This is a genomic window from Serratia sp. JSRIV004 (assembly GCF_019968705.1).
Classification (GTDB): domain Bacteria; phylum Pseudomonadota; class Gammaproteobacteria; order Enterobacterales; family Enterobacteriaceae; genus Chania; species Chania fonticola_B.
On sequence record NZ_CP074140.1, the window covers coordinates 3,016,509 to 3,028,788 of the forward strand.

The following is a 12,280-nucleotide window of genomic DNA, read 5'->3' on the forward strand; positions in this document are numbered from 1 at the left end:
CTTCACGTTCACCACGCCGTGGTGAATTGCCGGTTTCCTTGCATGCGAACAAACAGCATTCCACCAGCGAACATAGTCACAATCTGCGAGGCCACCAGCACGGAAAAGCCTGAAGAGACGGTGCCAAACGACATCATCACCAGCCCCATCAGCAAGGGAATAAATGCCGAAAAGATATTCCCCACGCCGTTGATCAGCCCGTAGGCAGAACCAACGCTTTCTGTTTTGGCATGGTGTTGGATCAGGGTAGGAATTGCCGCACCTTGTGCCCCCCAACAAGCGTTGGCCGATAGCAGGAACACGGCCAGCCAACTACTTTGTGAGCTCAGCATCACGCCTAGCATACAGATAGCCGTTGCTGCCCCGCCAAAGGCAAAAATCAATGGCATCTGCTGTGGCCGAACGCGATCCAGGATCACCCCGCCAAGATACTTGGAGAAGATACTGATAATAAAGGGTAGCGATGCTAGCCAACCCATTTGCTTGATGGAAAAGCCACGCTCATTGGTCAGGTAAGCGGGCAGCCAGGAACTGGAACCCCAAAGATAACTGAGCGTAGCTATCTCAACCAGCATGATCCAGCCGAGCATGGGCGTTTTCCAAGCCAGAATGAAGGTATGGCAGACACGTTGCATCATGGATTCACTGCTGCGCTGCACCACTCCGGTTGTTCTAGGATGGATAAACACACGCACCAAAAGCAAGCCGACCAGGAGATTGATTAACGCCAGAACGTGAAAAGAAAGGGCCCAACCGAGATGACTCATCAGGAAAGTCACCAGCGGAAAACCAATCACCAAACCTAAAGACACGCCTAATGCAGAGACCGCATTGGGCTTTCCCCGCTCATTGGCGGCGAAATGGTCACTGATGTACATGGTTTTCAGCGAGAAAAGTGGCCCTTCACTGACACCGAGGAAGGCCCGCACGACCAGTAAAATGATGAACGATCCGACCAACGGAGAAGCCGCGGTAAAGAGCGCCCAGAGAACCACACTGAGGGTCAAGCCTTTACGATAACCGAATAGCGTTTCCAGAAACGGCGTCAACAACATGGCTGAAAGGCCATAACCTAGCAGAAAGGCGGTCATCAATGTGCCTTGATAGGCGCGATTGTCTACCAGGCCAAAGTGATTGAGAAACTCGGGGTTAACCAGCATGACGGAGATATTTACCCGGTCAGCATAGGCTATCACGATGAGGAGCAATGTCGCGATGACTCCCCACCAGCGTTGTTGTCTCATGCCCTGCTCCTTGAAGAAATGTGTCAACCAAATATCCGGTAACGCCGCTTGCTCGTTAACCGTCCCCACCATTTACCGCTGAATTTATTGTTTCAATATTGTTAACATATTGTTGTGCGTATATCTACACTACAGCGGAAAGAGAGGAATGGGAGCACATCGGCCCATCGGTAAACGATGAGCCTGCTAGGGATTACTGACACAACGCCACAATCTCTTTATATAACGTCAGCGGTAATGTCACACCGAACTGCTCACTGTGCTGACGCGCCTTAAAACGCCGCTCCCCAGGAATACGGGATCCTTGCTCTGCCATATCATTAAAAAGCCCTTCCGCTCTGGCGAAATGCTCTTCCTTCTCCGCCCCCAGAAAACGCTCAGGATCCATGGCAATGATCAGCTCTCCGCCATAAGGTGAAGAGCCTGTTGATTGGTCGTAAGCTAACGATTCTTTACTGGTCATATCACCAATCAACGGCCCGGCAATCAGCTCCACCATCGCTGCCAATGCTGAGCCCTTATGGCCACCAAACGTCAACATTGCGCCTTGCAGTACGCTGGCGGCATCGGTGGACGGTTTGCCGTGACTATCGATTCCCCAACCTTCTGGCAGCGGTTTATTCGCTCGGCGATGCAGCTCAATCTCACCGCGTGCAGCTGCGCTGGTCGCCATATCAAACACAAACGGGGCTTGTCCCTGGCGTGGCCAACCAAAGGCGATCGGGTTGGTACCAAACAAGGGCTGGCTCCCCCCGGCGGGCGTTACCCAAGCATGGCTTGGGGTGCAAGCCAACGCTACTAATCCCTGTTCGGTAAGCGGCTCGATATCCGCCCACAGCGCAGAGAAGTGGACGCAATGATTGATCGCCAATGCGGCAATACCACAGTGACGAACTTTGGTGATAAAGGCAGGCAGCGCCGCTTGATAGGCCACCAACGAGAACGCACCCTGCGCGTCTACGCGTAAAATCGCCGGAGCGCTGTCGGTGAACGTCGGTTCGGCATCAGCCATCACTTTGCCGGCATGCAGCGACCGGACACAGCCCAGTACACGATACAAACCATGGGAATGGCAGCCATCGCGTTCACCGGCGGTGACGTTCTTTGCCACCGCATCGGCATGCTTGGTGCTGAAACCATTACTGTGCAAGGCTCGATACGCCAGTTGATAGGCCTCTGACAACGTAAGATTGACGGTGTTGGTCATTGTTGTTTCCTCCTTTAGCATTACTCTTCCTCGTCCCCGACAAAATTTGCCTGAGGTAAACAGGTGTAAGCTCCCCAGTAATAAATCAGCAGCGCGATGGCCGCTACCAGCAGGGTGTCCCATGGGTGGCCAATAGCATTGATGCCGCCAAAACTGCCGAGATAGGAAGCCACGATGATCAAGGCGTAGAAAGCGATCAGCCACAGCGAGGACCAAATCTGCTGCTTCAGGCTGACGGCGTGAGTCGGCACTTTGTTTTTAAACAGAATATAGACAAAGAACATCAGAATTTGCAGGCCAAGCAGCCAGGAGACGGTGTTCCAGCCTGACCAGTAAACGATCAATGCCGAAATGATGAATGACACCGGTCCTAACACGCTAAATCCCCAGACAAAGAACGGCCGCGGCAAATTCGGTGCATTGCGGCGTAGCCCGGCGGCGGTAACCGGGGCAATGGCATAGCTAAGTACCAGTGCGGCGGAGACCACTCCGATCAGCTTTTCCCAGGAAGGGAACGGCAACGTCCAGAAGATAGCCAGCCCGAAAGTCAGCCAAAGTGCAGGACGCGGGATCCCCGACTCACCATCGACGCGGGTAAAAATTTTGAAGAAAGTCCCTGCCCGCGCCCAACCATACACAACTCGCGGCGTGGCATTCATATAGATATTGCCCGTGCCGCTCGGTGAAACGATCGCGTCACTCACCACCAGAAAAGCCAACCACCCCATCCCCAGCGTAACGGCAATATCGCGGTACGGCAGCGAAAAGTGCTTGCTGATATCCTGCCAGCCACCGCTCAGCATTTCGCTTGGAATACTGCCGAGGAAAGCCAGTTGCAGCAGCACATAGATAATGGTGGAAAGCACCACCGACAGGATCAGCGCGATCGGGATGGTACGCTGCGGCTTTTGGACTTCGCTGGCCACCGAAATAATTGGCGTCAGCCCCAGATAGGCGAAGATGATCCCACCGGCGGAAATCGCCGCTTCCACCCCGGCGGAACCAAAGGGCGCAAAGCCTTGGCTGTGCAGGTTTTCAGGCTTGAAGAAGGTGAACAGTACCACGATCACCAGCACCGGCACGATGAACTTGAGTATGCTGATCAGGTTGTTGGATTTGGCAAACGTCTTCACGCTGTAGTAATTCAGCGTAAAGAACAGACACAGCAAGATAAATTGCGTCAGCCAACCGATCAACGTGGGATCGCCCGAGCCTGGCTGGCTGAGCGCTGGGAACCAGGCTGCTGCATATTGTCGGGCGGCGACGACTTCAATAGAGATCAGGCTGGAGAAAGCAATCAGTGTGATGAACCCCAACAGATAACCCATCAGCTCCCCGTGGGAAAACACCGGGTAACGAATGATGCCACCGGCACGCGGAAGCGCGGCACCCAGCTCGCAATAAACAATGCCCAGCAGCAGTACAGCGAGCCCACCGATCAGCCACGAATAGATCCCCGCAGGGCCCGCGATGGCAGCAACATGGCTGGCGGCGAACAGCCAGCCGGAACCAAAAATCGCGCCCAGGCCGATAAACGTCAGATCGGTTAACGTCAGCTGCTTTTTAAATTTTCCCTGTATGGTCATAGCATTACCTTTCGAATTATTTCATTGCCGCAGGTGAATGGAGGGCTGCGCGGGTGTATTCACCGTTGACCAGGCGCAACAGGTTCAGAGGATTGCTGTCTTGCAGCGCGGGGGGCAATAACGCTGCCGGGTAGTTTTGCAGGCAGACCGGGCGCAAAAACCGCTCGATAGCCAGCGTACCGACCGATGTGCCACGGGGATCGCTGGTCGCCGGATACGGGCCGCCGTGCACCATGGCTTCGCAGACTTCCACGCCGGTCGGATAACCGTTAAACAGGACACGCCCCGCTTTGTGGATTAGTAATTGTGCCAATTCACTCGCCTCACCAAGATCTTCCTGTTCAGCCAGTAGCGTGGCGGTGAGTTGCCCTTGCAGGCTTTCCAGTGCGGCAAGCAGTTGCGCCCGGTCCGCGACTTCAACCACGATCGCCACGGGGCCAAAGACTTCTTCCTGCAACAGCGGATCGGCGTTAAGTAACAAACCACTGTCGGCCTGATAGAGCTGGGCTACCGCCAGATGGGGGTGTTCTGCCCTGCTTCCGGCCAGATGCCGTAGCTGAGGATGTTGATCCCATCTCTGCAAGCCACTCAGATAATGATCCCGCGTACCGGCATTCAGCATGGTTTGTGGCGGGCTGGCATTAACCTGAGTTTGTAAATCGGCGATCAGCTGGCTGAAGGCCGGGCTGCGCTGGCCGATAATCAGCCCCGGCTTGGTGCAGAATTGACCGCAACCGAGCGTGAAAGAGGCAACCAACTCTTGCGCAATTTTTTCACCACGCTGAGCCAATGCCTGTGGCAAGACCACCACCGGGTTGATGCTCGACATTTCGGCAAACACCGGGATGGGGTGTGGACGTTGCATCGCCAAATCAAATAATGCCCGGCCACCTTGCAACGAGCCGGTGAACCCTACCGCCTGGATCGCAGGATGTTGCACCAAATCGGCACCGATGCTGCTGCCGAACACCATATTGAAGACACCGGCAGGCATCTGCTGTTTTTGCACCGCACGTTCAATAGCCTGCGCGGTCAATTCCGCCGTGATCATATGGCCACTATGTGCCTTGAACACCACCGGGCAACCGGCGGCCAGCGCGGCAGCGGTATCACCCCCGGCGGTCGAGAACGCCAGCGGGAAATTACTGGCACCAAACACCGCCACAGGACCGATGGCGACGCGATACTGGCGTAAATCAGGCCTTGGCAGCGGTGTACGCTCTGGTAATGCGCAATCAATTCTCGCCCCGTGCACGCGGCCGCTGCGTAGCAGTTCGGCAAACAGTCGCATCTGCCCGCTGGTTCTAGCGCGCTCACCAATCAGACGAGGGATAGGCAGCGCGGTCTCTTGTGTGGCAAAGGCAAAAAACTCCTCCCCTAACGCGTCCAATTCATCGGCTATGGCGGCGAAAAAATCTGCTCGCTGCTCGGCGCTGGTTTGGCTATAGGCGCTAAAGGCTCGGGCAGCGGCCTGCGCTGCGGCATCAACCTCTGCAATGCTGGCCTGATGGAAGCGATAACCTGTTGGCTGATTATTATCGGCCCGCAGGCTGATGAGTTCGGCGTTACCGCTAGCTATCCGCTGCCCGCCAATAAACTGTTTGCCGCTAAGGGCGTATGTGTTGTGAGTTGGCATTGGTTTCCCCTGTTCGATTGCCTGTTATAGCCCGGCTGAATACCGGGCCTCCTTGAGAGATCACAGGCCGACATCTGGCAGCGTCGGACGGTTGGACAGAGCGGTTTTGATAATCGTCGTCACCTCTTGCAGCGTTTCTCCCTGCAGTGCCAAACGCGGTGGGCGGGTCACCGCGCTGCCACGGCCGACCAGTTCTTCACAGAGCTTGATGCACTGCACCAGGTCTGGACGGGCATCCAGATGCAGCAACGGCATAAACCAGCTATACAGGGCCAGTGCTTCTTCGAAACGCTTTTGCTTCGCCAGCCGGAACAAGGTTTCCCCTTCGCGTGGGAATGCGTTGGACATGCCGGATATCCACCCTTCTGCTCCTACGGCGAGGCTTTCCAGGACCACGTCGTCCAACCCGGCGAACAACACGAAACGATCGCCAACCGCATTGCGTAAATCGATAAAGCGGCGGGTATCGCCAGAAGAGTCTTTGAAACAGACGATGTTGTCGCAGTCGACTAACGTAGTGAGAATGTCAGGTGTGACATCGTTTTTATAAATCGGCGGGTTGTTGTAGACCATGATCGGCAGATCGGTGGCGGTGGCCACGCTGCGGAAGTGTGCTGCAGTTTCGTGCGGTTTGGATGAATAAACCAGCGCAGGCATCACCATCACGCCGTCGATACCGGCTTTTTCCGCTTCGCGCGCCATATTCTGTGCAAAGGCGGTGGTGAATTCGGCAATCCCGGCGATCACCGGTATTTTGCCTTGTGCGGCGTCTTTCGCCACCTCGATCACCGCCAGTTTCTCCTGCATCGTCAGCGAGGTGTTTTCACCCACGGTGCCGCAGACGACCAGGCCAGAGACACCGTCTTTGACCAGGTTTTTGATCACCGCATGGGTAGCATCAAGATCCAGAGAAAAATCGCTGCGAAATTGCGTACTGACTGCCGGAAATACCCCACTCCAGTTAATCGCTTTATTGCTCATCGTATGGGTCCCTTTTGCTTGAAATGTTAATTGCCGGTTAATTTATGGTGAAATTCAATAACAGATTGACCGGTATTCTCGGCAGCGGCTTGACGGTTTTCACCGAATGCGAGGACGAAATTGGCATAATGAGGGGGAATTGCGCGCAGCGAAGCCTGTGACGCAGTTGCATCATAAAATTCATAATTTCAGCTAATTAGGGAACTAATGTGGCCCGAAAATCGCGGGGGCTAGCACCGGTCATGGCCTTGAACTGGCGGCTGAAAGCACTGTGATCGGTATAACCGCATTGCAAAGCGATCTCGGTAATTGGCATATCGCCGGCCAGCAGTTCTGTGGCTTTCTCTAACCGGACTTTGTGGATCATCTGGCGAGGTGTCAGGTGGAAAATACGTTTACAGTAGCGCTCGATTTGCGCCACGGAAAGGCCGGTCAGCGCCCTCAACTCTTCCATCGCGATCGGCCTGCCGTAATGCTGACGGATATAAACATCCAGCGCCGCCAATCGCTGATAGGCCGGGTGGTTAGCCTTTGCTTCCTGCAAATCATGTGAGATCCCGGCCATACCGATAATCTTGCCCTGCTGGTCATACAGTGCCAGCTTTTGCGTCAGGCACCAGCCCGTTTCACGGCCGCTGTATAGGTGCATTTCAAGCTGATCCTGGATCTGCACTCCTTGGTGTAACACCCGCAGATCTTGCTCGGTATAACCTGAACCCAACTGGGTTGGGAAAACGTCTGCCGAGGTTTTACCCAACAGCGGCGTCACCGTTTTAAAACCACAGCGTTTGGCCAAGGTGAGATTGGCCAACAGATAGCGGGCCTGCGCATCCTTGATAAAAAACACCACATTGGGAATGGCATTAAGCAGCGGCGCAATCAATGCCAGCGAGTTCAATACGCTATGTAACGAATGGGGACGCTGTTGCACCAACCCATCACAGAACTGAGTGAGGTGTTCGACAGCAAAGCACTCTTGTGGTTGCTGCTCAGCAATGCAGGGAGTGAGCAGAGGAGCCTGAAAGCTTGAGGTTAATCGCATAGCAATACCCTTTTCAGCAAGTGGCCATAATTGGCTGTTTTTAACTCACCTGGATCAGTATTAACTTTTTTGTAACTTATCAAGCGCGTTGTTTCCAATATGCGGATCACCGCAAACTTTTGGCAGATTTCAGGCTAACGAATCAAATTCTGGCGCTGAAAAATAATTAATATTCTGATAAATAAATACTTTTTATTATCCCCTGAATGATGGGGGCGCTCAGGCAATTTAGCACTGTGCTGATTTCGGCATGGCCTTTGCCGAAACAGGTCAAGCCGCAAGGGTAGCTTTCGGTCAGTCTTAGGTGGTTGGTAACAATTAATTAACCTTGAGAGGCTCCGATGATACCTGCATCCCCCTTCATCACCTTACGAGCGATCGATTCCCATACCGGCGGTGAACCCACCCGGCTGATTATCGACGGTTTTCCCGACCTGGGCAGTGGCAGCATGGCCGAGCGAAAGGCGCTTTTCGCACAACGCTATGATGACTGGCGCAGCGCCATCATTCTGGAACCCCGGGGCAACGATGTCTTGGTGGGAGCGTTACTGTGCTCGCCCTGCTCACCGCAAGCCGCGGCCGGGGTGATATTTTTCAATAATGCCGGATATCTGGGCATGTGCGGCCACGGCACGATTGGATTAATCACTTCCCTGGCTTACCTGGGGCGCATTAGCGCTGGCGAACATCTGATCGAAACCCCTGTTGGGACGGTGAACGCCACGCTACACGCCGATGGCAGCGTAACCATTGAGAATGTCCCCGCCTATCGTTACCGCCAGCAGGTAGCCGTGACCGTTGACGGCTATGGCGAGGTAACCGGCGATATCGCCTGGGGGGGCAACTGGTTCTTTCTCATCAGCGATCATCATTTGGCGATCGACACCCACAATCTGGAAGCGCTAACGGCCTTTAGCTGGGCGGTACGGCAGGCGCTCGAAAACGCGGGGATCTACGGTGAAGACGGAGGGATCATCGATCATATTGAGCTTTTTGCCGCCGATCAACGTGCCGATAGCCGCAATTTCGTGTTGTGCCCAGGCAAGGCCTACGATCGCTCGCCGTGCGGCACCGGGACCAGCGCCAAACTCGCCTGCCTGGCGGCAGACGGTAAATTACAGCCAGGTGAAGTATGGCGGCAGGCCAGCGTGATCGGCAGTGAATTCAGCGGATATTACCAGCCTGGTGAAGGCAACCGCGTGACGCCGTTTATTCGCGGGGAGGCTTTTATCTGCGCCGATAGCCAACTGTTGCTGGATGAGCGTGACGCTTTCGCCTGGGGGATACGTTAATGGCAACCGCCGATGTGATTGTCATTGGCGCAGGCATTATCGGTGCTGCCTGCGCGTGGCAGTTAGCACAACAAGGGTTACGAGTGTTACTGATTGACGATCGCCGCCCTGGCGCCACCGCTGCGGGCATGGGCCATTTGGTTTGCATGGATGACAACCCCGCAGAGCTGGCGCTGAGTGCCTACTCCCTACATTTGTGGCGCAGCGTGCTGGACCGTATGCCGGATAACTGTGCCTGGCGCGGCTGCGGTACGCTGTGGTTGGCGGAAAAACCGCAAGAAATGGCGATTGCCGAAGTGAAGCAGCAGCGGATGGCAGCACTTGGGGTCAACAGTGAACTCATGGACTCACAACAAGTCGCACAGCTTGAACCTATGTTGCGTAGCGGCTTGGCCGGAGGATTGCGCGTGCCGGGGGATGGCATTATTTATGCCCCTAATGCTGCGCGCTGGTTGGTTGAAGATGCGGGGGATGCAGTACGGCGGGTTTACGGTGAAGTGGTCGCGTTGGAACAACAGGCGGTGATACTGGCCAACGGGGAGCGACTGAGCGCACCGGTGATAGCGTTAGCCTGCGGATTACACGCCGACAAGCTGTTGCCAGCCCCGCTGCTCAGAGCGAAAAAAGGCCAACTGGCGATCACCGATCGATACCCGCAACGGGTTAGGCACCAATTGGTTGAGTTGGGCTATGGTGCTAGTGCGCATGCCTCTGATGGGACCTCGGTGGCCTTTAACGTTCAGGCTCGCCCAACCGGCCAACTGCTGATCGGTTCCTCACGCCAGTTTGATTCGCTCGATCCGGCAATCGACATGCCGTTGCTCGCCACCATGCTCAAGCGTGCCGCAGAGTTCCTGCCCGCATTGGCAACCATGAGCCTCATCCGCTGCTGGGCGGGGGGTCGGGCAGCATCGGCGGATGGTTTACCCCTGTTAGGACCCCACCCGGCTTATCCATGGCTGTGGTTGGCTCTGGGCCATGAAGGGCTGGGCGTCACCACGGCAATGGGCAGCGCCGCCTTGATCGCCGCACAAATCCAACAGCAGCGCACAGCAATAGATGACTCCCCTTATCGAGCCGCGCGAATGTTCACTACAAACGAGGCCCACCAATGAAACTGATCGCCTTAACCATTGCCGGGCAGCCTTATCAGGTACAGGAAGGTATCACCGTGGCCGCCGCACTCAGCTTAAGTGGACAAGATCATTGCCGGATCTCCGTCAGCCAGCAGCCACGCGCGCCCTTTTGTGGCATGGGCGTGTGCCAGGAATGCCGAGTGATCATCAATGGCGTACAGCAGTTGGCCTGCCAAACCTTGTGCCAACCCGAGATGAGTATCGAAAGGAACGGAGAGAAATGAACAACCTGCAATGCGAAGTGTTGATTATTGGTGCTGGCCCTGCCGGATTGGCAGCAGCGCTGGCCGTAGGCGAAAGCCGGCAACGCATAGTCATGCTTGATGATAACCCTCGGCCTGGTGGGCAAATCTGGCGTGATGGGCCAGCGGTCACCTTACCCGCGATCGCCCTACGCTATCGGCAAGCCGTTGAGGCGTTGGATAACGTCACCCTGCTCAGTGCGACAAAAGTCGTGGCGCAAAGCGGACCACAGCAACTGCTGTATGAAAATGCCCAGGGTTGCGGGACGATCGACTATCAGCGCTTAATCTTATGCTGCGGTGCGCGCGAGCTGTTATTGCCCTTCCCTGGCTGGACGCTACCGGGCGTAACAGGGGCTGGCGGCTTACAGGCGCAGCTCAAAAATGGCTTATCGCTGCAAGGCGAACGGATCGTCATTGCTGGCAGCGGACCGTTGCTACTCGCGGTTGCCGATAGCGTCACCAAAGCGGGTGGTAAGGTCATACTGCTGGCCGAACAAGCCCCGATGAAACGCCTGGCGAGATTCGCCAGCGGGTTGTGGCATTGGCCAGTGAAAGTACGGCAATCATTCCGCTTGATTAACCGCCGCTATCGTCCCAATAGCTATGTAGTGGAAGCGCTAGGCGAGCAGCGGCTGACCGCAGTTCGCGTCCAACAAGGGGAGCAGGTTCGTACGATCGCCTGCGATCGACTTGCCTGTGGATTCGGGCTGGTGGCGAATATCGAATTAGCCATGCTATTGGGGTGCAGAATAGAGAATGCGTCCATTGCCGTTGATGCATTGCAACAAACCAGCGTGGCCAACCTGTATGCGGCGGGTGAATGTACCGGTGTGGGGGGAAGTGAACTGGCTTTGGCGGAAGGTGCGATTGCCGGGTATGCCGCCAGCGGTAATAGCGTACGTGCTCAGGCATTGTTGGCAAAACGTAGCGTATGGCAGCGTTTTGCCGCCGCTGTCAGCCAGACGTTTGTACTCAACCCAACGCTGAAAACCCTCGGTGCTGCCGACACCTTTCTGTGCCGCTGTGAGGATGTAGCGCTGGGAGAGATTGATGCCAAAACGGGTTGGGGAGCTACCAAACTGCATAGCCGCTGCGGTATGGGTGCTTGCCAGGGGAAAATTTGCGCCACGGCGGCCCGACATCTGTTTGACTGGCCCCTACCGCAACCAAGAGTGCCTTTGACCCCGGCACGGCTTGAGACACTGGCTTTACTGGCCCCTCACCCCAACCCTCTCCCACAGGGAGAGGGAGCTGGTACAGTGTCGTTTTCTGGTGTAAAGGTGATCTGCGATAGAGTTGATACAGAAGAGGAGTTTACTAAATAAATTGTGGCACTCCCAAAGGGCGAGCTCCGGGCGTTGTATCAGCCTGGAGCACAGCTCTTTGCATCAAAAATGCAGACTTCAGAAACGCGGCCTGTTATTTATAGCCAGCTGGTGTTTTTCCAACCTTTTTTTTCCATGCAGGCAGTAAATGCGGCTTTCCGGCTATTTATATTCACGTCCAAGGGGTAGCTTTCAACGCCTAATTTATTTTCATATTTATAACCACTACTGTTACAGCCATCGTCATCTTTATTGCATTTCAATGAAACCTGCTTTTCAACGCTTCTGGTAGCGACCTCATTTTTAACCGGGTACTGAGCTAATGACTCAGTTTCGCAAAGGTTATTCGCCTCTTGCAGGGTCATTGTTGGCGTACCTAACGGTTCCCATGTGGCAGCACAGCCTGAAAGAATAATGGCGGGAAAAACAGCAAATAGGCGTTTGTTCATAAAAGATTCTTTAGTTAAATTGAAGGAGTAATTTGTTAGCAGAGGACGCTTGTAAACATAACTTACTGAGATCGAGATCTTTATCGGACAAGTTAGTCACTACAACGGTGAAATCCTTGGGATAGAAGACATCATAG

12 protein-coding genes are annotated in these 12,280 nt (G+C 55.0%); 4 read left to right on the top strand and 8 right to left on the bottom strand.

Annotation, left to right across the window (positions count from 1 at the left end):
• Positions 1–8 precede the first annotated feature (8 nt).
• The 6 genes from KGP21_RS14455 to KGP21_RS14480 form a co-directional block, all read right to left on the bottom strand.
• Entirely contained in the window at positions 9–1,244 is a 1,236-nt protein-coding gene (locus tag KGP21_RS14455) for an MFS transporter (RefSeq protein WP_223538485.1), read from the bottom strand.
• A gap of 193 nt (positions 1,245–1,437) precedes the next feature.
• Entirely contained in the window at positions 1,438–2,451 is a 1,014-nt protein-coding gene (locus KGP21_RS14460) for an Ldh family oxidoreductase (RefSeq protein ID WP_021806382.1), read from the bottom strand.
• Positions 2,452–2,471: 20 nt separating this feature from the next.
• Complete coding sequence (locus tag KGP21_RS14465; protein ID WP_021806383.1) at positions 2,472–4,037, bottom strand: APC family permease; 1,566 nt, start codon at positions 4,035–4,037, stop codon at positions 2,472–2,474.
• A 16-nt stretch (positions 4,038–4,053) separates the two neighbouring features.
• A complete protein-coding gene (locus KGP21_RS14470; protein ID WP_223538486.1) occupies positions 4,054–5,673 on the bottom strand; it encodes an aldehyde dehydrogenase (NADP(+)) in 1,620 nt (539 codons plus the stop codon).
• Between the two features lie 60 nt (positions 5,674–5,733).
• The gene (locus KGP21_RS14475) at positions 5,734–6,654 is read right to left on the bottom strand and encodes a dihydrodipicolinate synthase family protein (RefSeq protein WP_115158516.1); all 921 of its coding nucleotides are present in this window, start codon (positions 6,652–6,654) and stop codon (positions 5,734–5,736) included.
• A 196-nt stretch (positions 6,655–6,850) separates the two neighbouring features.
• Positions 6,851–7,696 (bottom strand): AraC family transcriptional regulator, encoded by an 846-nt coding sequence (locus KGP21_RS14480; RefSeq protein ID WP_179247454.1) that lies wholly within the window; start codon positions 7,694–7,696, stop codon positions 6,851–6,853.
• A 341-nt stretch (positions 7,697–8,037) separates the two neighbouring features.
• Between KGP21_RS14480 and KGP21_RS14485 the strand changes: the two genes are divergently transcribed.
• Genes KGP21_RS14485 through KGP21_RS14500 form a run of 4 tightly spaced genes read left to right on the top strand, consistent with a single transcriptional unit; the run spans position 8,038 to position 11,694 of the window.
• A complete protein-coding gene (locus tag KGP21_RS14485; RefSeq protein ID WP_223538487.1) occupies positions 8,038–8,988 on the top strand; it encodes a 4-hydroxyproline epimerase in 951 nt (316 codons plus the stop codon).
• Positions 8,988–10,103 (top strand): FAD-binding oxidoreductase, encoded by a 1,116-nt coding sequence (locus KGP21_RS14490; protein WP_223538488.1) that lies wholly within the window; start codon positions 8,988–8,990, stop codon positions 10,101–10,103. Before KGP21_RS14485 ends, KGP21_RS14490 begins: the two co-directional genes overlap by 1 nt.
• Complete coding sequence (locus KGP21_RS14495; RefSeq protein ID WP_059200811.1) at positions 10,100–10,348, top strand: (2Fe-2S)-binding protein; 249 nt, start codon at positions 10,100–10,102, stop codon at positions 10,346–10,348. The genes KGP21_RS14490 and KGP21_RS14495 overlap by 4 nt, the downstream gene beginning before the upstream one ends.
• Positions 10,345–11,694 (top strand): FAD/NAD(P)-binding oxidoreductase, encoded by a 1,350-nt coding sequence (locus KGP21_RS14500; RefSeq protein WP_223538489.1) that lies wholly within the window; start codon positions 10,345–10,347, stop codon positions 11,692–11,694. Before KGP21_RS14495 ends, KGP21_RS14500 begins: the two co-directional genes overlap by 4 nt.
• Before the next feature lie 98 nt (positions 11,695–11,792).
• On the opposite strand, the gene KGP21_RS14505 is transcribed toward KGP21_RS14500, so the two are convergent.
• Positions 11,793–12,143, bottom strand: coding sequence for a hypothetical protein (locus KGP21_RS14505; RefSeq protein WP_223538490.1), 351 nt, complete (start codon positions 12,141–12,143; stop codon positions 11,793–11,795).
• 10 nt (positions 12,144–12,153) lie between these two features.
• Positions 12,154–12,243, bottom strand: a complete 90-nt coding sequence (locus KGP21_RS29785) for a hypothetical protein (protein ID WP_253249445.1) — start codon at positions 12,241–12,243, stop codon at positions 12,154–12,156.
• Positions 12,244–12,280: the final 37 nt, after the last annotated feature.